This is a genomic window from Burkholderiales bacterium (genome assembly GCA_035560005.1).
In the GTDB taxonomy this organism is placed as follows: Bacteria; Pseudomonadota; Gammaproteobacteria; order Burkholderiales; family Eutrophovitaceae; genus DASRFY01.
Genome location: DATMAN010000039.1, coordinates 23,013 through 48,804, shown reverse-complemented (window position 1 = coordinate 48,804; position 25,792 = coordinate 23,013). Strand labels below are relative to the sequence as shown.

The 25,792-nt window shown below is 65.5% G+C and carries 22 protein-coding genes and 1 tRNA gene; 20 read left to right on the top strand and 3 right to left on the bottom strand.

The features are described 5' to 3' along the window. The first annotated feature begins 7 nt into the window (after positions 1-7). From VNM24_05620 to VNM24_05595, 6 genes are all read left to right on the top strand, one after another. Entirely contained in the window at positions 8-1,879 is a 1,872-nt protein-coding gene (locus VNM24_05620) for an RNB domain-containing ribonuclease (protein HWQ38081.1), read from the top strand. Between the two features lie 33 nt (positions 1,880-1,912). Next, positions 1,913-2,836: a TonB family protein gene (locus VNM24_05615; GenBank protein ID HWQ38080.1), complete on the top strand. Its 924-nt coding sequence runs from the start codon at positions 1,913-1,915 to the stop codon at positions 2,834-2,836. Further along, the gene (gene aroE / locus VNM24_05610; protein ID HWQ38079.1) at positions 2,833-3,663 is read left to right on the top strand and encodes a shikimate dehydrogenase; all 831 of its coding nucleotides are present in this window, start codon (positions 2,833-2,835) and stop codon (positions 3,661-3,663) included. Before VNM24_05615 ends, aroE begins: the two co-directional genes overlap by 4 nt. Before the next feature lie 4 nt (positions 3,664-3,667). After that, positions 3,668-4,363 carry a monofunctional biosynthetic peptidoglycan transglycosylase gene (gene mtgA / locus VNM24_05605; GenBank protein HWQ38078.1) on the top strand — a complete coding sequence of 232 codons (696 nt, stop codon included), beginning with the start codon at positions 3,668-3,670 and terminating at the stop codon, positions 4,361-4,363. 69 nt (positions 4,364-4,432) lie between these two features. Next, positions 4,433-5,236, top strand: a complete 804-nt coding sequence (gene lgt / locus VNM24_05600; protein HWQ38077.1) for a prolipoprotein diacylglyceryl transferase — start codon at positions 4,433-4,435, stop codon at positions 5,234-5,236. Positions 5,237-5,254: 18 nt separating this feature from the next. Further along, positions 5,255-5,330: transfer RNA gene (locus VNM24_05595), tRNA-Ala, on the top strand. 189 nt (positions 5,331-5,519) lie between these two features. Here the strand turns inward: VNM24_05595 and VNM24_05590 are convergent. Beyond that, positions 5,520-5,687, bottom strand: a complete 168-nt coding sequence (locus VNM24_05590) for a hypothetical protein (protein ID HWQ38076.1) — start codon at positions 5,685-5,687, stop codon at positions 5,520-5,522. A 601-nt stretch (positions 5,688-6,288) separates the two neighbouring features. Here VNM24_05590 and VNM24_05585 point away from each other — a divergent pair. After that, on the top strand, positions 6,289-7,422 hold the full coding sequence (locus tag VNM24_05585; GenBank protein HWQ38075.1) for a trypsin-like peptidase domain-containing protein: 1,134 nt from the start codon (positions 6,289-6,291) through the stop codon (positions 7,420-7,422). A gap of 9 nt (positions 7,423-7,431) precedes the next feature. Here VNM24_05585 and VNM24_05580 read toward each other — a convergent pair whose 3' ends face one another. Together VNM24_05580 and VNM24_05575 are read right to left on the bottom strand one after the other, a co-directional pair. After that, positions 7,432-7,749: a hypothetical protein gene (locus VNM24_05580; protein ID HWQ38074.1), complete on the bottom strand. Its 318-nt coding sequence runs from the start codon at positions 7,747-7,749 to the stop codon at positions 7,432-7,434. Between the two features lie 27 nt (positions 7,750-7,776). Beyond that, entirely contained in the window at positions 7,777-9,663 is a 1,887-nt protein-coding gene (locus tag VNM24_05575; protein HWQ38073.1) for a potassium transporter Kup, read from the bottom strand. 181 nt (positions 9,664-9,844) lie between these two features. Between VNM24_05575 and VNM24_05570 the strand changes: the two genes are divergently transcribed. From VNM24_05570 to VNM24_05510, 13 genes are all read left to right on the top strand, one after another. Further along, positions 9,845-10,243, top strand: a complete 399-nt coding sequence (locus tag VNM24_05570; protein ID HWQ38072.1) for a RidA family protein — start codon at positions 9,845-9,847, stop codon at positions 10,241-10,243. A gap of 130 nt (positions 10,244-10,373) precedes the next feature. Further along, complete coding sequence (recG, locus tag VNM24_05565; protein HWQ38071.1) at positions 10,374-12,437, top strand: ATP-dependent DNA helicase RecG; 2,064 nt, start codon at positions 10,374-10,376, stop codon at positions 12,435-12,437. 144 nt (positions 12,438-12,581) lie between these two features. Beyond that, on the top strand, positions 12,582-14,609 hold the full coding sequence (hyfB, locus tag VNM24_05560; protein HWQ38070.1) for a hydrogenase 4 subunit B: 2,028 nt from the start codon (positions 12,582-12,584) through the stop codon (positions 14,607-14,609). Continuing rightward, a complete protein-coding gene (locus VNM24_05555; protein ID HWQ38069.1) occupies positions 14,606-15,556 on the top strand; it encodes an NADH-quinone oxidoreductase subunit H in 951 nt (316 codons plus the stop codon). The genes hyfB and VNM24_05555 overlap by 4 nt, the downstream gene beginning before the upstream one ends. A 1-nt stretch (position 15,557) precedes the next feature. After that, positions 15,558-16,220, top strand: coding sequence for a formate hydrogenlyase (locus VNM24_05550; protein HWQ38068.1), 663 nt, complete (start codon positions 15,558-15,560; stop codon positions 16,218-16,220). Position 16,221: 1 nt separating this feature from the next. Beyond that, the gene (locus VNM24_05545) at positions 16,222-17,670 is read left to right on the top strand and encodes a hydrogenase 4 subunit F (protein HWQ38067.1); all 1,449 of its coding nucleotides are present in this window, start codon (positions 16,222-16,224) and stop codon (positions 17,668-17,670) included. Between the two features lie 12 nt (positions 17,671-17,682). After that, positions 17,683-19,230 (top strand): NADH-quinone oxidoreductase subunit C, encoded by a 1,548-nt coding sequence (locus tag VNM24_05540; GenBank protein ID HWQ38066.1) that lies wholly within the window; start codon positions 17,683-17,685, stop codon positions 19,228-19,230. Positions 19,231-19,430: 200 nt separating this feature from the next. Then, complete coding sequence (locus tag VNM24_05535) at positions 19,431-19,955, top strand: NADH-quinone oxidoreductase subunit B family protein (protein ID HWQ38065.1); 525 nt, start codon at positions 19,431-19,433, stop codon at positions 19,953-19,955. Next, positions 19,952-20,821 (top strand): 4-hydroxybenzoate octaprenyltransferase, encoded by an 870-nt coding sequence (gene ubiA / locus VNM24_05530; protein HWQ38064.1) that lies wholly within the window; start codon positions 19,952-19,954, stop codon positions 20,819-20,821. The genes VNM24_05535 and ubiA overlap by 4 nt, the downstream gene beginning before the upstream one ends. Positions 20,822-20,891: 70 nt before the next feature. Next, positions 20,892-21,674 carry an SDR family oxidoreductase gene (locus tag VNM24_05525; protein HWQ38063.1) on the top strand — a complete coding sequence of 261 codons (783 nt, stop codon included), beginning with the start codon at positions 20,892-20,894 and terminating at the stop codon, positions 21,672-21,674. Continuing rightward, positions 21,671-23,137, top strand: coding sequence for a 4-hydroxy-3-polyprenylbenzoate decarboxylase (gene ubiD / locus VNM24_05520; protein ID HWQ38062.1), 1,467 nt, complete (start codon positions 21,671-21,673; stop codon positions 23,135-23,137). The genes VNM24_05525 and ubiD overlap by 4 nt, the downstream gene beginning before the upstream one ends. Before the next feature lie 94 nt (positions 23,138-23,231). Next, on the top strand, positions 23,232-25,358 hold the full coding sequence (locus VNM24_05515) for a thioredoxin domain-containing protein (protein HWQ38061.1): 2,127 nt from the start codon (positions 23,232-23,234) through the stop codon (positions 25,356-25,358). Positions 25,359-25,365: 7 nt separating this feature from the next. After that, positions 25,366-25,689 (top strand): c-type cytochrome, encoded by a 324-nt coding sequence (locus tag VNM24_05510; GenBank protein ID HWQ38060.1) that lies wholly within the window; start codon positions 25,366-25,368, stop codon positions 25,687-25,689. The last annotated feature ends 103 nt before the right edge of the window (positions 25,690-25,792 follow it).

The following is a 25,792-nucleotide window of genomic DNA, read 5'->3' as shown; positions in this document are numbered from 1 at the left end:
GCCCGCCATGAATGTCCTGTACGAGGAGGATGGCGCCTTCAAGGCCGCCACGGTGCTGGAGGACCACAACACCTCGCTGCAGGTGCAGACCCAGCACGGCAAGCGCGCCAAGATCAAGAGCGTGGCGGTGCTGCTGCGCTTCGAGCACCCGTCGCTCAACGATTTCATGCGCGAGGCGCAGGCGATCGCTGCTTCGCTCGATCCGGATTTTCTCTGGGAAGTGTGCGCACAGCAGGAATTTTCCTTTGACACACTGGGGCGCGAGTACTTCGGGCGCGCGCCCCGGCCGGAAGAAGCGGCCGGGCTGCTCATGCGCCTGCATGCAACACCGACGCACTTCTATCGCAAGGGCAAAGGGCACTACAAGCCCGCCCCGCCCGAGGCGCTCAAGGCGGCCTTGGCCTCGATCGAGCGAAAACGCCGCCAGGCGCAGCTGCAGGCCGAGTACGAGGCGCAGTTGCGGCGCTTCGAGCTGCCCGCCAGCTTTCGCCCTTTACTGCCGCAACTGCTCTACAAGCCGGACCGCAACGCGATCGAGACCAGGGCCCTGGAAGCGGTCTGCGGCGAGCTGAAGCTGTCGGTACCGCGGCTGCTCGAACGGTGCGGGGCGCTGCCCTCCACGCACGACTATCATCTGGGCCGCTTCCTGTTCGAGCATTTCCCATCCGGCACCGGCTTCGCCCCGGGGCTTGCGGCCGAAGTCCCGACCGGATTGCCCGATGCCGGGGTCGAAGCCTTCAGCATCGACGATGCGACCACCACTGAAATCGACGATGCCTTTTCGGTCCGCGCCCTGTCGAACGGCCACTGGGAGATCGGGATTCATATCGCGGCGCCGGCCCTGGGCATCGCACCGGGCTCGGCGCTCGACGCCGAAGCCGCCAGACGCCTGTCCACCGTTTACTTTCCGGGCGACAAGATCACCATGCTGCCGCCGCCGGTGATCGAGCAGTTCACCCTGTCCGAGGGGCGCGAGTGCCCCGCGCTGTCGATGTACCTCGAAGTGACCCCGGAACTCGCACTGGCGGGCACGCGCACGCGGATCGAGCGCGTGCACATTGCGCGCAACCTGCGCCACGACCTGCTCGACCAGGTCTTCGACGAAGCCGCGGTGAGCACGGGACGGGTAGCCTCGCCGTACGGTGAGGCGCTGCTTGTGCTTTACCGGCTGGCGCTGGGCCTGGAGAAGGCGCGAGGCCGGGCCGACAGCACCGCTCAGCGTGTGGAGTACAGCTTCCACATCGACAACGACCGCGTGCGCATCGTGCCGCGCCGGCGCGGATCGCCGATCGACAAGGTGGTCTCGGAGCTCATGATCCTGGTCAACAGCACCTGGGCGCGGCAGCTGTCCGAAGCCGACGTCGCCGCGCTGTATCGCGTGCAGAGCAACGGCAAGGTGCGCATGTCCACGGTGCCGGCGGCGCATCAGGGCCTCGGCGTCGAGCAGTACGTGTGGGCGAGCAGCCCGATCCGGCGCTACACCGATCTCATCAACCAGCGCCAGTTGCTGGCGTGGGCGCGCGGCGAGCCACCGGTCTACGGCAAGGGCGACGAACGGCTGCTCGTAATCCTGCGCGATTTCGAATCGGCCTACGAGGCATACGCGGAGTTTCAGCGGCAGATGGAACGCTACTGGTGCCTGCGCTGGCTGCTGCAGGAGCAGGTTACGGTTGCCACCGCGCAGGTGGTCCGCGAAGACCTGGTGTGCCTGGAGTGCATTCCCTTGTACTGCCGCAGCGCTTCGCTGCCTGCGCTCGCGCCCGGCACACGGGTCGAGGTGACGCTGTCCCGCGTGGACTTGATCGAGCTTTCCGTGCACTGCGAGTTCCGTGCGACGCCGGCCCCGCAGCACGCTGACACCGCCGCCGCGGCGCCTTAGAATGGCTCGCGTCGTCAACGCCGACTAGGTCTTTTGCCGGAACAGATCCTCACTGCGACGGGTTCGCAGACCGGTTCGTCCACGCCCGCGCTGTCGCACCTGCTCGTATCCGCCGACGCACTGCCGGTGGCGATGGCCTTCTCCATCGTCCTGCATGCCTTTGTGCTCCTGATCACGTTCAGCGGCCCGGATTCCGCGAACGACAAGTTCACCGCGCAGCTCGACGTGGTGCTGGTCAACGCGCGCTCATCGGCCAAACCGGCCAAGGCCGATGCGCTCGCCCAGGCTCATCTCGACGGCGGCGGCAACACGCAAGCGGACCGCCGCGCGCAGTCCAATCTGCCGGCCGTGCGCGACAGGGAAGCGGCTGATGCGGTCGAGCTCGCAGCGCGCCGGGTGCAGCAGCTCGAGCAGGAGGCGCAGCGGCTGCTGCAACTGGCTTCCGAGAAGGCCCTGAGCGAGGCCCGCGACAAGCCGGTGCGGCAGACTGGCGCTCGCGACAAGCCCAACGAGCCGGCCACGGAACAGCGGCGGATGCTCATCGCCAGACTGGAGGCCGAGATCGCGAAGGACTGGGAGGCCTATCAGAAGCTGCCGCGGCGCAAGTTCATCGGGGCGCGCACCGAAGGCGTGGTCTATGCCGATTACGTGGACAAGTGGCGGCAGCGCATCGAAGCGGTCGGCACCGCGAACTTTCCCGAAGAAGCAAAGCGCAGGCAGATCTTCGGCTCGCTGTTGATCACGGTATCGATCAAAGCCGACGGCACGGTGGAAAAGATCGAGATCGAGCGCTCCTCCGGACACAAGGTGCTGGACGCCGCGGCGCTGCGCATCGTGGATCTCGCCGGGCCTTTTGCGCCGTTTCCGCAGCCGATCCGGGCGCAGTACGATGTGCTGTCCATCACCCGCAACTGGTCGTTTACACGCAGCGACCTCGAAGTCACCATCGAGCAATGACCGACCGCTACGCCGTGATCGGGAACCCGGTCGCGCACAGCAAGTCACCGGAGATCCACGCGCTGTTCGCCCGACAGACCGGCCAGGACATCGAGTACGTGCGCCTGGCCGCGCCGCTGGACGGCTTTCGCGCCACGGTGCAAGCCTTCGTCGCCCAGGGCGGCCGCGGCGCCAACGTCACAGTGCCCTTCAAGCTCGAAGCGTTCGATCTGGCGCACGAGGTGTCGGCACGCGCCAAGGATGCGCGCGCCGCGAATTTCCTGAAATTCGAGGGCGGACGCATCAGCGCCGACAACACCGACGGGTACGGATTGGTGCGCGACATCACGATCAATCTCGGCGTGACGCTGGCCGCCAAGCGCGTATTGTTGATGGGCGCCGGCGGCGCGGCACAGGGGGTGCTGATCCCGCTGTTGCAAGAGCGTCCGGCGATCCTGACGATTGTGAACCGCACCCCGGACAAGGCGCTGCGGCTGGCGGAGACCACGCGCCATCACCCGGCGGCCGAACACAGCGTGATCTCCGGAATCGGCTATCCGGACCTGGCGGGCAAACACTTCGACATCGTCATCAACGCCACCTCGAGCAGCCTGTCCGACGCCTTGCCGCCGCTGCCAAACGCCTTGTTCGCCGCGGGTGCGCTGGCCTACGAGATGGTGTACGGCAAGGGCCCGACCCCGTTTCTCGCCTTCGCGAAGGCTCAGGGCGCCCAAGTGCTCGCGGACGGCCTCGGGATGCTGGTCGAACAGGCGGCCGAGTCGTTCCGCCTGTGGCGCGGCGTGCTGCCGCAAACCCGCCCGGTTATCGAGGCGCTGCGCGCAAACTGAGCCGATGACGTACGTCGGCCGTCTGCTCGGCCGCCTTCTCGTGCTGGCGGCCGCCCTGCTGTTGATCTATCAGTCGTGGCTGTTCGGCCACGTGGTCTGGTGGGTCTGGTTCAATCCCAAGACCACGGCGTTCATGGACGCGCGGCTCGAGGTCCTGCGCGATGCCAATCCGAAGGCCAAGCTGCAGCACCAGTGGGTGCCTTACGAGAACATCTCGGTGCATCTCAAGCGCGCGCTGATCGCCGCGGAGGACGCCAAGTTTCTCGACCACGAAGGCTTCGACTGGGAAGCGATTCAGGAAGCCGCCGAGAAGAACCTGCGCAGAGGAAAAGTCGTGGCCGGCGGCTCCACGATCAGCCAGCAACTCGCCAAGAACCTCTTTCTGTCCGGCAGGCGCACGCCCTGGCGCAAGCTGCAGGAGGCCGCGATCACCGTGATGATCGAGACAGTCATGTCCAAGCGCCGGATTCTCGAGATCTACCTCAATGTGATCGAATGGGGCAACGGCGTGTTCGGCGTCGAGGCGGCCGCCCGCCACTACTTCGGCACCAGCGCGACATGGCTCTCGCCCTGGCAGGCGGCGCAGCTTGCCGCCATGGTGCCAAGACCCCGCTTTTACGACCGCGTGCGCTCCACGCCGTTGCTGCAACGGCGCACGGCCGCGATCCTCGAGCGCATGGAGATGGTCCAGGTTCCCTGATCGCCATCGGGCGCAAGCGGGCACCGGGCGCTCGCATATATATAATCGCGCGGTCATGCTCCGCCGCCGATGCTGATCCATCCTCAGTTCGATCCCGTCGCCCTGCAGCTCGGCCCGATCGCCGTGCGCTGGTACGGGCTGATGTACCTGCTCGCGTTTGCGCTGGCGCTGATACTGGGGCGCTATCGCATTGGCCGCCAGCCCTGGCTGAAGCTCGTCAACCGCGACCTCGACGACCTGCTCTTCCTGTGCGTGATCGGCGTGGTGCTCGGCGGCCGGCTCGGCTACGTCATTTTCTACAAGCCGCTCGAGTATCTGCACGATCCGCTCCGCATCCTGTTCGTGTGGGAGGGCGGCATGTCCTTTCACGGCGGATTCCTCGGCGTGGTCGCCGCGCTGTGGTGGTTCGCGCACTCGCGTGGCCGGCACTGGTTCGAAGTGACCGACTTCATCGCGCCGCTGGTGCCGCTGGGCCTGGGCGCGGGACGCATCGGCAACTTCATCAACGGCGAACTCTGGGGCCGACCGGCCGAGGTGCCTTGGGCGATGGTGTTTCCCCAGGTCGACAGCATCGCGCGGCATCCGTCGCAGCTCTACGAGTTCGCTTTGGAGGGGGTGGCGCTCTTCGCCCTGGTGTGGATCTATTCGCGCCGCTGGCGTCCGGTCGGCGCGGTTTCCGCGATATTCCTGATCGGCTACGGGGTGCTGCGTTTCCTGGTCGAGTTCACTCGCGAGCCAGACAGCTTTCTGGGGCTGCTCGCACTGGGACTGTCGATGGGGCAGTGGCTGAGCATTCCCATGTTCATCGGCGGCATCGTCATGCTGATCTGGGCCAACCGCCGGGCGTTGGCCCGTGGGGAGAAAAAGGGTTAGAATCGGCTGCCTGTTTCCGGGGACGTAGCTCAGCTGGGAGAGCGTCGCGTTCGCAATGCGAAGGTCGGGAGTTCGATCCTCCTCGTCTCCACCAGAAAACCGAAGGCCATCCATGCGGGTGGCCTTCGGTTTTTCGGGGACGCCGCGCCCCATGCGCGGTCGCCACGGATGGATGAGTGCGCAGCGCGTCGACGACGGGACTGCCTTCGCTACCGGTGCTCAAGACAAGTCGCGATGAAGGCCCTGGCGCCCGCAGTGTACGGGGCAGAAATGCGGGCAGATCCTAGTCGTCGTCGACCGGGGCGCGAATCTTCCAGTGCTGCCAGAGTGGTTCGGGGCAAAGCACCAGGACGTATTCGCAGTAGTCGACCAGGTCTCTGTATTCCGCTTCTTCGTCGGACAGCACCGGCTCGATTGCCGACGGTGGCACATCGATGTCTCTGTTGCGCATGGTCTGAGCACCTCTGCAAAGGCGCCCGGGACTTTCTCCACGATCACGCGATCGTTTTCACTGGTTCCCGTGACACACCCGGGCGCATTCTCGACCGCGCATTCGCCATGCCAGCGCAGGCTGTCAGAAAACCGACAGCGCAGGCGCATCGAAGAACCTGAACAGCCGGGGGTTGATGAGTTGTCGGACAGTCGACAGCAGAGCGCGTTGCCAGCCCGTCAACAAGCCGCCCCGACACGACACCGGGCGACGCCGCGCGGCGTCAGCCGGCGTGCAGAGGGTTTTGCGACGATTGAGGGACTTTAAAGAAACCTCGCCAGCACAAGGGAGGTAATGCTGGCGAGGCGCCGCCCGAAACTGCCTGGAACGGCTTGAAGCAGCATCCTACGCAGTCGGGAGGCTTGGACTGATCGCCCCCAAGTCTCCCGATTACAGGCAATGATAGAAGTCTGACCGCCGGCGATCAAGGGCCGATCGAGTCCCTGGCCGCAGATCGTCGTGCCGCGGTGCCTCGCTTGGCGCCAAAATGGGCGCTTATGCCTTGCGCACCCGGTTGCGCTGCACTATGGGCGGCCGGGCACTGGTCGACGGAGATGCCAACATGAATTCGCAATTTCCCGTTTCGGCGCGTCGCTTCGCGTGGGTCGCCTTGGCCGCGCTTGTCGCGCTGCTCGTCTGGTACGCGGTCCCGACGGTGGAACACACGGTGTTCGGGGCCGACGCCGTTCCCAGGCCAGTGACGCCGCGGGGCGACCTCGCCGCGGACGAGAAAGCCACCATCGAGCTGTTCGAGCGATCGAAGAATTCCGTGGTCTACATCTCGACCAGTCAGCGCGTGATGGATCTTTGGACGCGCAACATCTTCACGATTCCGCGCGGTACCGGTTCGGGTTTCATCTGGGACGAGAAAGGGCATGTGGTCACGAACTTCCACGTCGTGGCGGGCGCGGCGGAGGCGCGCGTGCGGCTCAACGACGGGCGCGAGCTCGTCGCGGCGCTGGTCGGGGTGAGCCCCGCGCACGATCTGGCCGTACTGCGCATCGGCGTGGGGTTCAGGCGCCCGCCGCCGGTACCGGTCGGTACCAGTCACGATCTGAAGGTCGGCCAGAAGGTGTTCGCCATCGGCAACCCGTTCGGGCTGGACTGGACGCTGACGGTGGGGGTGGTATCCGCGCTGGACCGGTCCTTGCCATCCGAGGACGGGCGCAGCGTCATCGAACACCTGATCCAGACCGACGCCGCCATCAATCCCGGCAACTCGGGAGGTCCCCTGCTCGATTCGGCCGGCCGGCTGATCGGCATCAACACCGCAATCTACAGTCCATCCGGTGCTTCGGCGGGCGTGGGCTTCGCCGTTCCGGTCGATACGGTCAACCGCGTCGTCCCGCAGCTCATCGCCCGCGGCAAGTATGTGCGCCCCGCGCTCGGCATCGAGGTGGACGAAGCGCTCAACCGCGTGGTCACCGAGCGTCTGGGTACACCGGGGGTGGTGGTGTTGCGCGTCAACCCCGACGGCGCGGCGGCCGCGGCCGGGCTGCGCGCCGCGAGGCTTGGGCCCGACGGCAGCTTCGTGCCGGGGGACATCATCACGGCGGTGGAGGACAAGCCGGTGGACAGTGTGGCGAAGCTGCTCGCCGCGCTCGACGACTACGAGGTCGGGCAGAGCGTGCGGCTGACGGTGCTGCGCGATGGGCAGAAGCGGCAGATCAACGTGGTGCTGCAACCGGGGAGCTGAGCTTGGCGGTCATTTGGTCAGGCGGCGCAGGAACACCCCCATCTCCCGGGCAGCCTGCTTGTCGCCGCGCGCCTCGGCGGCCTCGATGCCGCGCTGCCAGGCCGCCTGCGCGCCTTGCGCGTCCCCCGTGCGCAGACGCGCCTTGCCGAGCAGCTTCCAGGCGGCGGAATAGCCCGGGTCGAGCGTTGTTGCCCGCTCCAGGTGCCCGATCGCGAGCCGATCGTCGCCGAGCTTGAAATACTCGTTGCCCAGACTGAAGCGCAAGACCGCATTGTCCTTGCCTCTGGCCAGCAGCGCTTCGAAACTGCGGATCGCGCGGTTGCTCATCGCGGCCTTCTCCAGTGCCGGTACGCGCTAGATCTCGATGCGAGTACCGAGCTCCACCACCCGGTTGGCTGGAATGTTGAAGAACACCGTCGCGCTCGAAGCATTGCGCGACATGGCCGAGAAGAGTTTTTCCCGCCACAAGGCCATGCCGTCCCCCATCGTCGGCACCAGTGTCTGGCGCGACAGGAAGAAGGAGGTCTCCATCATGTTGAACTCCAGCCCGTGCTCCCTGGCGAGCGCGAGCGCCTTGGGAATGTCGGGTTCGTCCTTGAAGCCGTAGTAGACGATGATGCGGTAGAAGCTCTCGCCCAGTTCCTTGATCTCGAGCCGTTCCTCGTCTGGCACGTGGGGTACGTCGCGCGTATGCACGGTGAGCAGCACGATGCGTTCGTGCAGCACCTTGTTGTGGTTCAGATTGTGCAGCAGCGCGTGCGGCACGCCTTCGGTGGCCGCAGTCAGGAAGACCGCCGTGCCAGGCACCCGCGCCGGCGGATGCAGGGTGATGCTCTGGATGAATGGCTCCACTGCGATGGCGCCCGGCGCGAGCTTGCGCATCAGCAGCACCCGGCCCTGCCGCCAGGTGGACAGCAGGACGAAGAGCAGGATCGCCACCACGATGGGGAACCAGCCGCCGTGCAGCAGTTTCACTGCGTTGGCGCTGAAGAAGGATAGATCGATGGACAGAAAAACGACCAGCAGTGGCACGGCGATCCACTTCGACCATCGCCAGAGCCGTGTCATCAGGAAGAATGCAAGGATGGTGTCGATCGCCATGGTGCCCGTCACCGCGATGCCGTAGGCCCCCGCCAGATTGCTCGAGGAGCCGAAACCGAGCACGAGGGCCACGACCGCAGCGAGCAGCGCCCAGTTGATCCACGGCATGTAGACCTGGCCGATCTCGCTTTCGGAAGTGTGGAAGATCTCGAGCCGCGGACAGTAGCCGAGCTGAATGGCCTGGCGCGTGAGCGAATACGTTCCGGAGATCACCGCCTGCGAAGCGATCACGGTGGCAAGCGTCGCCAGCGCCACCATCGGGTACAGCGCCCATTCGGGCGCCATGTGATAGAAGGGATGGGCGATGGCGGCGGGCTCGTGCAGGATCAGTGCGCCCTGCCCGAAATAATTGAGCACCAGTGCCGGCATGACATAGGCGCCCCACGCCAGACGGATGGGCGTCTTGCCGAAATGGCCCATGTCCGCGTACAGGGCCTCGGTACCGGTAATCGCGAGCACCACAGCCCCGAGCACGAAGAAACCTGTCCACCGGTTGTGGGCAAAGAAGTCTATTGCGTAGCCCGGGCTCAATGCCGCCAGCACCGACGGCTGCTGCAGGATGTTGATGACGCCGAGCAACGCCAGCGTGGCGAACCACAGCGCGGTGATGGGACCGAACAGCGCTCCGACGCTGGCCGTGCCGCGCTGCTGAAACAGGAACAGGGCGACGAGGATCGCGATGGTGACCGGGAGCACCACCGGTTTCAACGCCGGGGTCGCCACTTCCAGCCCTTCCACCGCGGAGAGTACCGAGATCGCCGGCGTGATCATGCCGTCGCCATAGAACAGCGCGGCCCCGAACAGACCCAGCGATATCAGGGTCCAGCGCCGCCGCGTGCCGCGAGGAGTCGCGCGCAGCACGAGCGCAAGCAGCGCCATGATGCCGCCTTCACCGCGGTTGTCCGCGCGCATCATGAAGACCACGTACTTCAGCGTCACCACGATCATCAGCGACCAGAACACCAGCGACAGCACGCCGAGCACGTTGTCGTGCGAAGGCTCCAGCCCGTGGGCTTCGCCGAAGGCTTCCTTGATCGTGTACAGCGGACTGGTCCCGATGTCGCCGAACACCACCCCGATCGCCGTGATCGCGAGGGCGACGACTCCGGGCTTGTGCGTTTGCTGTGCGGGGGCGCTCATCGCTGATCGGGAACGTGCCTCGGCGCGGTGGAAGCGGCACGCGCGCACCGCCCCGGCCCGGCCATGCACGGGGCGGCGCTGCGCCGCCTCCATCCGGTATCATCCGCGCCTTGGGACTGGGCCGGTTCGTGGGATATTCCGGTCATGTTGTGGCGCAGCATTCTATACCCGGGCAAGGGCCGTGGCCAAACAAGCGATTCACACCACGCATGCGCCTCAGGCGATCGGTACCTATTCGCAGGCTGTGCGCGCCGGCGCCACGCTCTACCTTTCAGGCCAGATCGGGCTGGATCCGCAGTCGATGCAGGTCGTGGAAGGGTTCGAGGGTCAGGCGCACCAAGTCTTCCGCAACCTGGAGGCAGTGGCCCGGGCGGCCGGCGCCCGGCTCGACCAGGCGGTGAAGCTCACGGTGTTCCTGACCGATCTTGCGAATTTCCCCAAGCTCAACGAGATCATGGCGCAATACTTCAACCAGCCGTATCCCGCCCGCTCGGCCGTGGGCGTATCGCAGTTGCCGCGCGGGGCTCTGGTGGAGATCGACGCCATCATCGCCACGGCGCAGCAGGATCGGCAGTCGTGAGCGGCGCGTGACAGCGGCAACCCGGCCTCGCCGAAACGCCGCCGGGCGCGGGGCGCGCGACCCGCACGGCGTCACGAAGGGGGTGCTGTGCGACGGCGCGGACGCCCCGAACCGCCCGGAAGCGAAATCGGTGCGCCAGACCCCGTACGCTCCCTCGCTCGCCTTCGCCACTTTGCCCGTGCGCGAAAAGCTCGCGCGCATCGGCGTGGCGCAACTCTCCGATCTGGTGCTGCACCTGCCGCTGCGCTACGAGGACGAGACGCAGGTCGTGCCGATCGCGCGAGCGCCCTCGGGCGAAACGGTCCAGATCGAAGGTACGGTCGTCGAGTCCGATATTCGCTATCGTCCGCGCCGGCAACTGGTCTCGCGCGTGGAGGACGGCACCGGCACGCTCTACATGCGGTTCTTCAATTTCTATCCCGGCCAGGCGAAGGCGCTCGCACCCGGGACGCGCGTGCGCGCGCTGGGTGAGATCCGGCAAGGCTTTTTCGGCGCCGAAATGGTGCATCCGCGCGTAAAGGTGCTGCGCGGCGAGGCGCCGCTCCCCAAGTCGCTCACACCGGTCTACCCGACCACCGCCGGGCTGTCCCAGGACAGCCTGCGCAAGCTCGCGGCGCGTGCGCTGCTCGCGGCGGACCTCAGTGACACGCTGCCCGAGCCGGTGCGGCGCAAGCTGGGGCTCGAGCCCTACGGCGAGGCAGTGCGCTATCTGCATCACCCGCCGCCGGATGCCGACGCGCTGGCGCTTGCCTCCCACGCGCATCCGGCTTGGCGCCGGGTGAAGTTCGACGAACTGCTGGCCCAGCAGCTTTCGATGCGGCTGCATCACGAGCGGCGGGCGCGCACCCGCGCTCATCCGCTGGTGCAGTACACGCGCCTGTCGCGCAGGCTCATCGATTCTCTACCCTTCCGGCTGACGCGCGCGCAGTTGCGCGCCTGGGAGCAGATCCGCCGCGACCTCGCGGCTCCGCACCCGATGCAGCGTCTGCTGCAGGGCGATGTGGGCAGCGGCAAGACCGTGGTCGCCGCGCTGGCGGCATTGCAGGCGATCGAGTCGGGATACCAGGCCGCGGTCATGGCTCCCACGGAAATACTTGCCGAGCAGCACTATCGTAAGTTCGCCCACTGGCTGGAGCCGCTGGGCGTGAACGTCGCATGGCTGTCAGGCGGGCAGAAGAAGAAGGGACGGGAGCTGGCCCTTGCCGGGATCGAATCGGGCGCGGCTCAGCTTGCGGTCGGCACGCACGCGCTGTTTCAGGAGCAGGTGACGTTCGCCAAGCTCGGTCTGGCGATCGTCGACGAGCAGCATCGCTTCGGCGTGCATCAGCGGCTCGCGCTGCGCATGAAAGGCGGGCGTGGCGAGCAATCGCCGCAGCCCCATCAGCTGATGATGAGCGCCACGCCGATCCCGCGCACGCTGGCGATGACCTACTACGCCGATGTGGACGTGTCCGTGATCGACGAGCTGCCGCCGGGACGAACTCCGGTCACCACCAAGCTGGTCTCGGAAGCGCGGCGCGTGGAGGTGCTGGCCCGCGTGCGCGATGCCTGCCTCGCCGGGCGCCAGGCTTACTGGGTGTGCCCGCTCATCGAAGAGTCGGAGGCGCTGCAACTGCAGACCGCGATCGAGACCTTCGAAAACCTGCGACGCGAATTTCCCGCGCTACGGGTCGGCCTGGTGCACGGCCGGCTCACGAACCAGGAGAAGGCGGCGACCATGGCTGCCTTCCAGAAGAATGAGATCCAGCTGCTCGTGGCCACCACCGTAATCGAGGTCGGCGTGGACGTACCCAACGCCTCGCTGATGGTGATCGAGCATGCCGAGCGCATGGGCCTGTCGCAGCTGCATCAACTGCGCGGACGCGTGGGGCGCGGGGGCGAGTCGAGCACCTGCATTCTGCTCTATCAGGGGCCCCTCTCGGAAACGGCGCGCGAGCGCCTGAAGATCATCTACGAGAACAGCGACGGGTTCGAGATCGCGCGCCATGACCTGCGCTTGCGTGGCCCGGGAGAGTTCCTGGGCGCGCGCCAGTCCGGCGTGCCGATGCTGCGCTTCGCCGATCTCGAGCACGACCTCGATCTGCTCGATCAGGCGCGCAACATCGCGCCGCAGTTGATCCGCGATCATCCCGACCTCGTCGAAAGACATCTCGATCGCTGGCTCGGCGGCCGGCAGACGTACTTGCGCGCGTGATCGGCCGGGCACACCGCATGGTCGCGCTAGGGTATCATCGCGGCGTTCGCTTCGTGTTCACGAGCAGTTCGCACTGGCCACGCAGTGGCCCCTGCATCTGTCCGCAGCGAAAGCGAAACCGGTTGAAGAATAGCAGCAAGTAGAATGCCGGACGTACCACTGGTTTTGCTCGTCCTTGCCGTCCCACTGTTCTGGATTGCGATCGGCCTGATCGGACTCGTTTTGAGTGCGATCCGCGCGTTTCGCCCGCGAATCCTGTTCCCCCTCGGCGCCTTCGGCGCCGTGCTCCTCGCTGCGGTCGCGCTGGTGGCGCTGCCCCAGCCTCCGACGGAACTGATCCTGCCGCTCGGGCTTCCCGACCTGCCGTTCCACATCCGGCTCGATCCGCTGGCGGCGTTCTTCCTGGTCTTGATCGGCTCGGTGTCGTCGGGCATCTCGATTCACGCCGCCGGCTACTTCAGGGACGAAACCGCGGCCAGGTGCTCGCTCATATGCCTGCAGTACCACGTGTTTCTGGCTTCCATGGCGCTGGTCGTTCTGGCCGACGATGCCTACCTGTTCATGGTGGCTTGGGAGACCATGGCCCTGTCGTCGTACTTCCTGGTGACCACCGACCACCATCTTCCGGCCATCCGTTCCGCCGGATTCCTGTACCTCCTGATCGCGCACCTCGGCGCGATCGCCATCCTGCTTTGCTTCGGCGTCATGAGCGGCGGCCACGGCGACTACACGTTCGAGGCCTTGCGCGGCGCGAATCTGAGCCCGCTGTGGGCGACCGTGGCATTCCTGCTTGCATTCTTCGGGTTCGGCGCCAAGGCGGGAATGCTGCCGCTGCACGCCTGGCTGCCCGAGGCGCACCCGGCGGCGCCCTCTCCGGTGTCGGCGCTGATGAGCGGCATCATGCTCAAGACCGCGATCTACGGAATGGTGCGAGTGGTCTTCGATCTGATCGGCGGCGTGCGCTGGGAGTGGGGAGTGCTGATGCTTATCGTGGGCGCGGCCACCACGCTTTTCGGCGTGCTCTATGCCCTGATGCAGCACGACCTCAAGCGCCTGCTCGCGTACCACTCGGTCGAGAACATCGGCATCATCCTTCTCGGCCTTGGCATGGCGATGGTGTTCATCGGTTTCGGCCATCCCGCCGCCGGCATGCTCGGTCTGATCGCCGCTCTCTACCACACGCTCAACCACGCGGTGTTCAAGGGACTGCTGTTCCTCGGCGCGGGCTCGATCCTGCATTCGACCGGGCTGCGCGACTTGAACAGCATGGGCGGCCTGATCCGCACGATGCCTCATGTTGCGCTCTACTTCCTGATCGGCGCGCTCGCGATCTCCGCGCTTCCCCCGCTCAACGGCTTCGTGTCCGAATGGCTCACGTTCCAGACCGCGCTGCAGGCGCCGATCCTGGCCAACGGCGTGGTGCGCAGTGCGCTGCCGCTCTTCGCCGCTACCCTTGCATTGGCCGGTGCGCTGACCGCGATGTGCTTCGTCAAGGTCTACGGCGTGGCCTTCCTTGGCCAGCCGCGCGAGCCGCACAACGCCGAGCAGTCGTCGGCGGCGAGCCCTGCACAGGACGCCGGCGCCATGGAAAGACTCGGAATGGCGTGGCTTGCCGTCGGCTGCGTTCTGCTCGGACTGTTCCCCACCGCGATGCTGACCATGCTCAACACCGTCGGGATTGCACTCGTCGGGCAGGGCCTGTCGGACGAGGCGCTCGCTTCGAGCTGGCTCTGGCTGGTGCCCATGTCTGCCGCGCAAGCCAGCTACAGCCCGGTGATCTTTCTGGTGGTGATCGTCGGCGTGGTGCTGGTGACGTTCCTGCTGGTGCGCGGGTTCTATCACGGCCGCGTGCGCGTGTCCGATCCCTGGGACTGCGGTTTCCCCGAGCAGACTTCGCGCATGCAGGATACCGCCGATGCATTCGGCCAGCCGATCCGCCATGTATTCGGGCCGCTGTATCTCATGCGGCGGGAACTGCCGGGCGCGGATGATCCGGCACCGCGGTTCTTTCTCAAGATCGAGGATCGCCACTGGTATTGGCTGTATCTGCCGGTGGCGCGTCTGGCTGAATACGTCTCTTCCAGGATCGCGCTGTTGCAGCAGGGCAGGATCAGCACCTACCTCGTGTACAGCTTTCTGACCCTGATCGGGCTGCTGATCTTCGCGCGATGAGCGTCGCTGCCGAAAGCGCGTTCCAGATACTGCAGTCGGCGTTCGTGGTGCTTGCCGCGCCCCTGCTCATGGGCTGGGTAAACATGTGTCGAGCCTGGTTGCAGAACCGTTCCGCGCCCAGCATCCTGCTGCCCTACTTTACGATCGGCAAACTGTTTCACAAGGACGCGGTGATCGCCGCCCGCGCCTCGCCGCTGTTCCGTCTGACGCCTTATGTACTCTTTGGCTGCATGTGGCTCGCCGGTGGAATCGTGCCGGTGCTCGCGGTCGATCTCCCGTTTGCGCCCACCGCCGACATCATCGCCCTGGTCGGAGTGTTTGCCCTGGCGAGGGTATTTTCCGCTCTGGCGGCGATGGACATAGGGACCTCGTTCGGCGGCCTCGGGGCGCGGCGCGAAATGCTCATCGGATTCCTTGCCGAGCCGGCGATGCTGATGACGCTGTTCACCGCCGCGTTCATCAGCGGGTCCACGCAGCTCACCACCATCGTCGTCTCCCTCGCCCACCGCGAGTTCGCCATCTACCCCAGCCTCGCATTTGCCGCGGTCGCCTTCGCCATGGTGCTGCTGGCGGAAAACGCCCGAATACCGGTGGACAACCCGACCACCCATCTGGAACTCACGATGGTTCACGAGGCCATGATTCTCGAATACTCGGCGCGCCACCTCGCGCTGATCGAGTGGGCGGCCGCGATCAAGCTGTTCGCCTACGCCACCATCGGCATCGCTCTTTTTGCCCCATGGGGAATCGCCGACGGCGGCAACTGGGCGGCGCTGCCGGTGGCGGTAGGCGCGCTCGCGCTCAAGCTGTTCCTCTTTGGCGCCGGCCTGGCGCTGCTCGAAACGCTTCTTGCCAAGCTGCGGCTGTTTCTGGTGCCCGAGTTTCTCTCCGGGGCCTTCCTGCTGGCGGTGCTCGGCATGCTCACCCATTTCCTCGTGAGGGGATGAGATGAGCCAGTCGCTTTCCGGCCAGCTCGTAAACCTGCTCGCGGCTTTCCTGCTGCTGCTGGCGTTCGAAATGCTGTCGCAGCGGCGCATCCTGACGCTGATCCGGCTGCTCGCATGGCAGGGCGCCGCGCTCGCCGCTTCCACGTTGATCGTGGCGTATTCCACCGGCCAGACTCACCTGTACTTCTCGGCCGTGCTCACGCTGGTGCTGAAGGTGATTTTGATTCCGTGGGTGCTGCACAGGCTGATCGACCAGTTGCACGTTCGCTGGGACGTGGAGACCCTGATCAACATTCCGACGACCATGCTGATAGGAATCGGCCTGGTGATCTTCGCTTTCGCCTTGGCCGCTCCGATCTCGGAAATGGCGAGCACGATCACGCGCTCGACGCTCGGGATCGCGCTCGCCAGCGTGCTGCTTTCCTTTCTGACGATGATCGTGCGCCGCAAAGCCGTGCCCCAGGTGATCGGCTTCCTCGCCATGGAGAACGGCTTGTTCTTCGCCGCAACCTCGGCCACCTACGGCATGCCCCTTGTGGTGGAGCTGGGGGTGGCGCTCGACGTGCTGGTGGGCACGTTCATTTTCGGCATTTTCTTCTTCCATATCCGTGAGCAGTTCGACAGCCTGGACATCCGGCATATGGAAAAGCTCAAGGAAGACTGAGGTGGAGATCGCACTGGTCCTCGGCGTCCCGCTGTTGGGCGGCTTGCTGCTCGCGCTCGTGGGTCACACTCGCCGCGCTCCCGAGTTCAACGCGCTGATGAGCCTGATCACGCTGGGTGCGGCGGCGCTGCTTACCGGCCGCGTCATCGCCGATGGGCCGATCACGGCGCTGGAGGAACAGTTTTTCGTCGATTCGTTCAATATGTTCCTGGTCGCGCTGACCGCGTTTGTCGCGTTTACCACCGCGCTCTTTTCCCGGCCTTACATGCGTATCGAGGAGCATCACGGGCGAGTGAATTCGGCCCGCCTCAGGCTGTATCACAGCATGTACCAGCTGTTCACCTTCACGATGCTGCTGTGTCTGCTTTCGAACAACGTCGGAATCCTGTGGGTAGCGATGGAGGGCGCGACGCTGACCACCGTGCTGCTGGTGAGCCTGTACCGCACGCCCGCCAGCCTGGAGGCGGCGTGGAAGTACTTCATCCTTTGCAGCGTCGGCATTGCCCAGGCGCTGTTCGGCGTCATCCTTCTGTATTTCGCCGCCGAGAAGGTGCTCGGTCCCGGAGGGACCGCGCTCCTTTGGACGCACTTGCATGAGGTGCGCAACGAGCTCGAGCCCACAGTGCTCTCGCTCGCATTCGTGTTTCTGCTGGTCGGTTTCGGCACCAAGGTCGGGCTGGTGCCCCTTCATAACTGGCTTCCCGACGCGCACGCGGAAGGCCCGACACCGATTTCAGCAGTGCTTTCAGGGTTGCTGCTCAACGTGGCTCTCTACGCCGTCATCAGAAGCAAGGTGCTCGTGGACGGCGCCCTGCAAAGCAATCTCTCCGGTGCGCTCATGATGGGTTTCGGTCTGCTGTCGGTCGTGGTGGCGGCGTTCTTCCTTTCGCGCCAGAAGGACATCAAGCGCATGTTCGCCTACTCCTCGATCGAGCATATGGGTCTCATGACGTTTGCTTTCGGCATGGGCGGGCCGGTTGCGGCCTTCGCCGGGCTTTTGCACATGACGGTGCATTCGCTGACCAAGAGCGCGATCTTCTTTGCGGTGGGTCACGCCTCGCAAGCCACCGGCACGCAGAACATGGAGAGCATCCGCGGCTTGATCCGGCAAAGCCCCACGATCGGCTGGGGACTGGCGCTCGGAAGCCTCGCCATTCTCGGAATGCCTCCGTTCGGGGTGTTCACCAGCGAATTCATGGTGCTCACTACCGCGATGCACGAGCATGCGTGGGCGACGCCGTTCCTGCTGGTCGCTCTCGGAGTGGCCTTTGCCGCGATCTTCGGAAAGGTGCAGCCGATGGTGTTTGGAGAAACGACGGCACAACGCTTGCCCCATCCACCGGCTCTGGTGCCGGTATTCGTGCATTTGACGATCGTGCTGGTGCTGGGCCTGTACATCCCGCCGTACCTGGTGGACTGGTATCGGCAGGCCGCCGCCCTGATCGGCTGATGAGGACCGATGATGCGGCTTGACGAGCTCTCGCTCGAGGTTCGCGCCATCCCGGGAGCGATCCCGGCTTTTCACGCCACTGTGGACGCAGGTTCGCTGCGGGGTCTACTCGAAGCGGCACGTTCGCGGAAGGCGCGGCTGGTGGCTTTGTGGGGAAGCGACGCGACGCTGCGGGGCGCGGGATATGCGTTGCATCTAGCCATCGGCTTGCGCTCGGGCCTGTTATGGCTCGAGTTGCCGCTGCCACGCGACAACCCGCGCTACCCGGGCATCGCCGACATTTTCCCCGCCGCAAATCGCATGCAGCGCGCCGCGCGCGACCTGGTCGGCATCGAGGCCGATGATGCCACCGATCGCCGCAAGTGGCTGCGGCACGGAGCCTGGCCCGATGGAGTATTTCCGTTGCGAAAGGCGTTTGACGCAGGCTCGGTGTTTGTCGACAGCGGCGACCACTACCCCTTCCAGAAAGTCGAGGGTGAAGGGGTGCACGAAATCCCGGTCGGCCCGGTGCATGCAGGCACGATCGAGCCGGGCCACTTCCGCTTCTCGGTGGTCGGAGAGAAGCTTCTTCGCCTCGAAGAACGCCTCGGATACAAGCACAAGGGCACAGAGAAGCGCTTCGAGAGCATGACACTCGAGCAGGGCTTCAGGCTCGCCGGCAGGGTGAGCGGCGATTCCACCGTTGCCTATGCCTGGGCCTACGCCATGGCGGTGGAAGGCGTCACCGGAACCGAGGCGCCCGACCGAGCGCTGGCATTGCGCGGCGTCCTGCTGGAGCTGGAGCGCATCGCCAACCATCTCGGCGACCTCGGCTACCTCGGCAACGACGTCGCGTTGTCGTTTGGATTCTTTCAGTTCTGGCGGCTGAAAGAAGATCTGCTTCGCCTCAACCAGCAGGTGTTCGGCCACCGCTACCTGATGGATACGATCGTGCCCGGCGGCGTAGCGCGGGATCTGTCGAACGCCGAATCCCGGCTCCTCCTGCAGGTCCTGGAGCGTATCCGGGACGACACGCAAACGCTCAGGTCGATATACGAGGAACACGCGGGAGCCCAGGACCGCTTCATCCTCACCGGCCAGATCGTGCCGGAGCTCGCCGCGAGGATGGGCCTGAACGGCTTCGCCGGCCGAGCCAGCGGCATTGCCCACGATCTGCGCGTCGACCATCCGATCGCTCCCTATCGGGGGCTCGATGTGCGAATGGCATCTCACCAGCGAGGCGACGTTGCGGCGCGGGTTTCGGTTCGATTCGATGAACTCTTCGAGTCGATTCGACTGGTCCGCTCCCTGGTGTCAGCGCTTCCACCCGGCGAGACGCGCGTCCCGGTGGCCCGCGCACAGGCCGGGTCACGGGGCGTGGGCTGGGTCGAGGGCTGGCGCGGCGACGTCTTGATCGCTCTCGAAACGGCCGAGGACAACCGCATCGAACGGCTGCATCCGCACGACCCCTCCTGGCAGAATTGGCCGCTGCTGGAGCGCGCGGTATTGGGGAACATCGTTCCGGACTTTCCGCTGATCAACAAGTCCTTGAATTTGAGTTACTCAGGCCATGATCTATAGGCGTCGTTTCACCGAAGAGGCACTGAGGAAATGCGAATCGCCAGTCCAAAAAAGGAGGTGCGCCATTCGGAATCTGGTTTCCCTCGGTACCCCGCTTTTCTTCGTGCTGACAGTTGGCTCTTGAATGTCTTTGTGTCTTTGTGTCTTTGTGTCTTTGTGTCTTTGTGCCTCTGTGCCTCCGTATTTAGATCGGCATTGATATGTATCAGCTCCTGAAGCAGATCGTAACGACCGGCATCGTGACCGAACCGGCACCTGAATCCGACGAGTCGCTTCGTCAGGTCGAGCAGCGGTTGAGCGACATCATCCTCAGGCACTTCGGCCGGTCGCTCTCGATCCGTCACGTCGATGCAGGCTCCTGCAATGGTTGCGAGCTGGAGATCCATGCCTGCAACAGCCCCTACTACAACCTGGAAAGACTCGGCATCCGCTTCGTGGCGAGCCCGAGGCACGCCGACCTGCTGCTGGTGACCGGGCCGGTGTCGCGGCACATGGAGACCGCGCTGAAGCGCACCTACGATGCCGTGCCGGATCCGAAGCTCGTGGTGGCCATCGGCGATTGCGGCTGCACCGGTGGCATATTCGGCGAGAGCTACGCCAGCCGTGGGCGTGTGTCCAACGTGATACCGGTGGATGTAGCGGTTCCGGGTTGTCCACCGACGCCACTCGCGATCATGCAAGGCATCCTTACCGCGATTTCAAAGAGCCGGTCGGGGCAGCCGTGAATCTCGCCGAGCGGTTGAATGCCTACGAGAGACTGATCCGGCTCGACAAGCCGATCGGCATTGTGCTGCTGCTCTGGCCGACGCTGTGGGGGCTGTGGCTGTCGGCGCGTGGCCATCCAAACTGGACGGTGGTATGGATCTTCGTTCTCGGCACCGTGCTGATGCGTTCGGCCGGCTGCGCGATCAACGACTATGCCGATCGCGACTTCGACCCGCATGTGAAACGCACCAAAGAGCGGCCGCTGGCCGCGGGTCTGATCGCGCCTTACGAGGCGCTGGCGGTCGCCGCAGTGCTGGCGGTTTGCGCCTTCGCCCTGGTGTTGAAGTTGAACAAGCTGACCGTGGCGCTCTCGTTTGTGGCGCTCTTGCTGGCCGCAAGCTATCCCTTCACCAAGCGCTTCCTCGCGCTGCCGCAAGCCTGTCTAGGGGTGGCGTTCGGTTTCGGCATTCCGATGGCCTACGCCGCGCAGACCGGGCGACTGCCGGCCGAGGCGTGGGTGCTGCTGGCGGCCAACGTGTTCTGGACCATCGCCTACGACACCGAGTACGCGATGGTCGACCGCGAGGACGACCGCAAGATCGGCATCCGCACTTCGGCGATCCTCTTCGGCCGATGGGACGTCGCCGCGGTCATGGTATTTCACGGATTGTTCTTCGCCACGCTCGCGCTGCTCGGCTGGTGGCTGCGACTGGGGCCTTTCTACTTCGCCGGCGTGGGGCTGGCGGCGGCGCTGGCGGGCACGCAATACGGGCTGATCAAGGACCGCGACCCGGCGCGCTGTTTTCGCGCTTTCAAGCACAACAACTGGGTCGGCGCGGCGGTGTTCGCCGGCATCGCCGTGCACTTTCTGCTGCCGTGCACTTGAGAGCGGGCAGCGCGATTGTCAGGCCGTGGCCGCCCACCTATAGTGGGGCGCTTCCGGTCCTCGGGCGATCATGGATCTTGGATTGAGAGACCGCATCGTGCTGGTCACCGGCGGCAGCCGCGGCATCGGGCTCGCCTGCGCGAGAGCTTTTCTCGAGCAAGGCGCGAGGGTCGCCTTGGCATCGCGCTCGCACGATCACCTGGAAGGCGCGGTGCGATCGCTTGCGCCGGCCGGGCGCGCGCTGGCTTTCGTCGCCGACCTGGCGCGTCCCGAAGACGCGCTCTCGCTGGTCAGGCGCGTGGAAAAGCAGCTCGGGCCGCCCGACGTGCTGATCAACTCGGCCGGCGCCGCGAAGCGCTATTCGCCGGAGCAGCTCGACATCGCCGCCTGGCACGACGCGATGGACGCCAAGTTCTTTACCTACGTGCACGCGCTCGAAGCGGTACTGCCGGGCATGCGGCAGCGGCGCCGCGGCGCGGTGGTCAACATCGTCGGCATGGGCGGAAAGATCGCGGCTTCCATCCATCTTCCCGGCGGCGCGGCCAACGCCGCGCTGATGCTCGCCACGGTGGGCCTCGCGAGCGTGCACGGGAAGTTCGGCGTGCGCATCAACGCGATCAATCCCGGTCCGACCGCAGGTGAAAGGCTCGACCGGGGAATCGCGGTCGAAGCGCAAGCGCGCGGGCTGCCGCCGGCCCGCGTGCTCGAGGACCTGCAGGCGAGGATTCCACTGGGGCGCCCCGCGCAACCGCAGGACATCGCGCAACTGGCGCTGTTTCTGGCCTCCGAGCGGGCTGCCTACCTGACCGGCGCGATCGTGCCGATGGATGGCGGGGCCACACCGGTCATATGAAATACCGCGACCTGCGCGAGTTCTTGTCCCGGCTCGAAACGCTCGGAGAACTCAAGCGCGTCGGAGTCCCGGTTTCGCCAAGGCTGGAGATGACCGAGGTCTGCCAGCGGGCGCTGCAGGCCGGCGGTCCCGCGATCCTGTTCGAGAAGCCGACCGGCTTCGATATCCCGGTGCTCGGCAATCTGTTCGGCACCGTGCGCCGGGTGGCTTTGGCGATGGGACAGGAATCGATCGGACAACTGCGCACCGTGGGCGAGTTGCTGGCCGCTTTGAAGGAGCCCGAACCGCCGCAGGGCATGCGCGACGCGCTCGACAAGGTGGCGATGCTCAAGGCGGCGCTCTGGGACATGCGGCCGAAGAGCGTTTCGAGCGCGCCCTTTCACGAACTCGTGCTGGAAGGCGACGACGTGGACCTGTCCGGGCTGCCGATCCAGGTGTGCTGGCCGCAGGACGCGGGACCGCTGATTACCTGGGGTCTGACGGTGACGCGCGGTCCGCTCAAGGCGAGGCAGAACCTGGGTATCTATCGCCAGCAGGTGATTGCGCGCAACAAGGTGATCATGCGCTGGCTCGCGCATCGCGGCGGCGCTCTGGATTTCCGCGATCATGGCGAGCGCAACCCCGGACAGCCGTTTCCGGTCGCGGTGGTGCTGGGCGCGGATCCGGCCACCCTCCTCGGGGCGGTGACGCCGGTGCCGGACAACCTGTCGGAGTACCAGTTCGCCGGCTTGCTGCGCGGCTCGCGCACCGAGCTCGTAAGATGTCTGGGCTCGGAGCTGCAGGTTCCGGCCGGCGCCGAGATCGTGCTCGAAGGCGTGATTCTTCCCGGCGAAAGCGCGCCGGAAGGACCGTTCGGAGACCACACCGGCTACTACAACGAACAGGAACCGTTTCCGGTGCTGACCGTGGAACGGATCGCGATGCGCCGTGCGCCGATCTATCACTCCACCTATACCGGCAAGCCGCCCGACGAGCCCGCCATCCTCGGCATGGCGCTCAACGAAGTGTTCGTGCCGCTGTTTCAGCGCCAGTTTCCGGAAATCGTCGATTTCTACCTGCCGCCGGAAGGTTGTTCCTACCGGGTCGCGGTCGTGAGCATGCGCAAGCAGTTCCCCGGACACCCCAAGCGGGTGATCTTCGGCATCTGGTCGTACCTGCGCCAGTTCATGTACACGAAGTTCATCATCGTCGTCGACGAGGACATCGATGCCCGCGACTGGAAAGAGGTCATGTGGGCCGTGTCCACCCGGGTCGACCCGGCGCGCGATGTGACGCTCGTCGAGAACACTCCGATCGACTATCTGGACTTCGCGAGCCCCGTGCCGGGGCTCGGCTCCAAGATGGCGATCGACGCGACCGACAAGTGGCCGGGAGAAACCGCGCGCCGCTGGGGCCGTCCCATCGTCATGGATCCGAATGTGAAACGGGCCGTGGACGAACTGTGGCCGCGGCTCGGCCTCTAAGCGAGATCGCCGATCGTTGCCGCGCTCGGATGCCATGCTTGGCCTGCAACGGCTTGGCATCGACTGCGGTCGCGGCGCCTCGAGGAGAATTGAGTTGGCCAATCGCCTCGCTGGACAAACCAGTCCGTACCTGCAGCAGCACGCGCACAACCCCGTGGATTGGTATCCGTGGGGCGAGGAAGCCCTGGAGCGCGCGCGCCGGGAGGACAAGCCGATCCTGCTGTCCATCGGTTACTCGGCGTGCCATTGGTGCCACGTGATGGCCCACGAATCGTTCGAAGATCCCGAGGTCGCCGCGGTGATGAACCGGCTCTTCGTCAACATCAAGGTCGATCGCGAGGAACGCCCCGACCTGGACCAGATCTACCAGACGGCACATGCGCTGCTCATACGCCGCAACGGCGGCTGGCCGTTGACGATGTTCCTGACTCCGGACGGCAAGCCCTTCTTCGGCGGTACCTATTTTCCGAGGGCAGCACGCTACGGTTTGCCGGGGTTCGTCGACGTGCTCGAGCAGGTCGCGCAGGCCTGGCGCACGCGCCGTGCCGACATCGAGGCACAAAATGCCGCTCTGCTGGAAGTCCTGCAGAGCACCCTTCCGGCCCCGGTATCCGCGGAGGTGACGCTGACCGATCAGCCGCTGGAGTTGGCCGTCGCCGAGTTGCTCGGCAGCGCCGATCTTTCTCATGGCGGCTTCGGCAGCGCACCGAAGTTCCCGCATCCCGCCGAGCTGGAGTTCTGCCTGCGCTTCGGCGCGCGGCAATCGAGGCTGCGCGAGCACGCGTTGTTCACGCTCGAGAGGATGGCGCAAGGCGGAATCTACGACCAGCTCGGTGGCGGCTTTTGCCGCTACAGCGTGGACGCCTACTGGATGATCCCGCACTTCGAGAAGATGCTCTACGACAACGGGCCGCTGCTCGCGCTCTACGCCGACGCCTGGGCGGCGACGCGCCAGCCCCTGTACCAGCGCGTCGCCGAAGAGACGGCCCAGTGGGTGATGCGGGAGATGCAGTCGCCGGAAGGTGGCTATTACTCGTCGCTCGACGCCGATTCCGAGCACGAGGAAGGCAAGTTTTACGTATGGTCGCGCGAAGAAGTCGCCCGCCTGCTGACCAGCGAGGAATACGCGGTGACGAGCGCGCATTACGGATTGGAGCGCCCGCCGAACTTCGAGAACCGCCACTGGCACTTGTATGTGGCGCAGCCCCTGGGCGAGGTGGCCGCTACGCTGGGCGTCAGCGTGCAGCTGGCCCAAGAATGCCTGCGCCGCGCCCGGAGCAAGCTGTTCCAGGCCAGAGAAAGACGAATGCGTCCCGGGCGCGACGAAAAAATCCTGACCGGCTGGAACGCGCTCATGATCCGCGGCATGGCGCATGCCGCGCGCGTCTTCGGCCGACGCGACTGGCTCGATTCGGCGCACCGGGCCCTCGACTTCGTGAGCGCTCGCATGCGAAACGGCGCGCGGCTGTTCGCGACCTACAAGGACGGCCGGGCGCACTTGAGCGCCTACCTCGACGACTACGCTTGCCTGGCACAGGCAGCGCTGGAGTGCTTGCAGGCGGATTTCCGCGTCGAGACCCTGAGGCTGGCCGTCCAGTTGGTGGACGCCATGCTCGAATGGTTCGAGGACCGCACTGGCGGCGGGTTCTTTTTTACCGGCCACGATCACGAGCGGCTGATCTTGCGCCCGAAGCCTGGCCACGATTCAGCCACACCCTCCGGCAACGGGGTGGCCGCGCTGGTGCTCGCGCGCCTGGGTCATCTGCTGGGTGAGCCGCGTTACCTGGAAGCTGCCGAACGCACGGTGCGCGCGTTCTTCCCCTCGATGTGTCGGCAACCCTCCGGGTTTGCGACTTTCTCGATGGCCTTGGCGGAGCTGCTCGCGCCAACGCGCACCGTCGTGCTGCGCGGCCCGCCCGACGAGCTTTCCGCTTGGGCGCGCGAGCTGGCGGGGTTGTTCATGCCGGACACGTTGCTGCTGGGAGTGGATACGGAGCAGCGCGCGCTTCCCCCGGCGCTCGACAAACCGGCCGGTCCCCGCGGCGCTGTCAACGCCTATGTCTGCGAAGGCGTTAGTTGCAATGCGCCGGTCAGCGATTTGCGCGAACTGCAAGCGCTGCTGGCACAGGAACGCCCCGGCCAAGCCGGAAAGTTCCAGGAGACGGCAAAAAGGACTACAATCGCCGCCTCCGCAACTCCAATCCCACGTCAGGAAAGGTGAGAGAGCAATGAAACGGAGCATCATGGTGGTCCTCGCCAGCGCAGCCCTCGGGTTCGCGGCGCACGCCGGCGCGGCGGTCGACGCAGCCAAGGCAAACCAGCTGTCGAAGGACAAGAACTGCGTCTCCTGTCATACCGTCGACAAGAAACTGGTCGGCCCGGCCTTCAAGGAAATCGCGGCGAAGTACAAGGGCAACAAGGACGCGCAGGCCATGCTGGTCAAGAAGGTGATCAACGGCGGCGGCGGGGTGTGGGGTCCGATCCCGATGCCTCCCAATCCGGTCAAGGAAGACGAGGCCAAGCTGCTCGTCGATTGGATTCTCGCCATGTAACGGGCGCCAGTCTCGTCAGAAAAGCCGGCAGATGCCGGCTTTTTTGTTTCCGGCGCGATCCGCGATCGGCTCCAACTCAATGAATTAACGATCTAAAATTGAC

What these genes read in the sequence shown, in the direction of transcription:
- VNM24_05620 (HWQ38081.1), top strand. Translation starts at nt 8, where the DNA reads ATGAATGTCCTGTACGAGGAGGATGGCGCCTTCAAGGCCGCCACGGTG.
- aroE (HWQ38079.1), top strand. Translation starts at nt 2,833, where the DNA reads ATGACCGACCGCTACGCCGTGATCGGGAACCCGGTCGCGCACAGCAAG.
- mtgA (HWQ38078.1), top strand. Translation starts at nt 3,668, where the DNA reads ATGACGTACGTCGGCCGTCTGCTCGGCCGCCTTCTCGTGCTGGCGGCC.
- lgt (HWQ38077.1), top strand. Translation starts at nt 4,433, where the DNA reads ATGCTGATCCATCCTCAGTTCGATCCCGTCGCCCTGCAGCTCGGCCCG.
- VNM24_05590 (HWQ38076.1), bottom strand. Translation starts at nt 5,687, where the DNA reads ATGCGCAACAGAGACATCGATGTGCCACCGTCGGCAATCGAGCCGGTG.
- VNM24_05585 (HWQ38075.1), top strand. Translation starts at nt 6,289, where the DNA reads ATGAATTCGCAATTTCCCGTTTCGGCGCGTCGCTTCGCGTGGGTCGCC.
- VNM24_05580 (HWQ38074.1), bottom strand. Translation starts at nt 7,749, where the DNA reads ATGAGCAACCGCGCGATCCGCAGTTTCGAAGCGCTGCTGGCCAGAGGC.
- VNM24_05575 (HWQ38073.1), bottom strand. Translation starts at nt 9,663, where the DNA reads ATGAGCGCCCCCGCACAGCAAACGCACAAGCCCGGAGTCGTCGCCCTC.
- hyfB (HWQ38070.1), top strand. Translation starts at nt 12,582, where the DNA reads ATGCCGGACGTACCACTGGTTTTGCTCGTCCTTGCCGTCCCACTGTTC.
- VNM24_05555 (HWQ38069.1), top strand. Translation starts at nt 14,606, where the DNA reads ATGAGCGTCGCTGCCGAAAGCGCGTTCCAGATACTGCAGTCGGCGTTC.
- VNM24_05550 (HWQ38068.1), top strand. Translation starts at nt 15,558, where the DNA reads ATGAGCCAGTCGCTTTCCGGCCAGCTCGTAAACCTGCTCGCGGCTTTC.
- VNM24_05540 (HWQ38066.1), top strand. Translation starts at nt 17,683, where the DNA reads ATGCGGCTTGACGAGCTCTCGCTCGAGGTTCGCGCCATCCCGGGAGCG.
- VNM24_05535 (HWQ38065.1), top strand. Translation starts at nt 19,431, where the DNA reads ATGTATCAGCTCCTGAAGCAGATCGTAACGACCGGCATCGTGACCGAA.
- VNM24_05525 (HWQ38063.1), top strand. Translation starts at nt 20,892, where the DNA reads ATGGATCTTGGATTGAGAGACCGCATCGTGCTGGTCACCGGCGGCAGC.
- ubiD (HWQ38062.1), top strand. Translation starts at nt 21,671, where the DNA reads ATGAAATACCGCGACCTGCGCGAGTTCTTGTCCCGGCTCGAAACGCTC.
- VNM24_05510 (HWQ38060.1), top strand. Translation starts at nt 25,366, where the DNA reads ATGAAACGGAGCATCATGGTGGTCCTCGCCAGCGCAGCCCTCGGGTTC.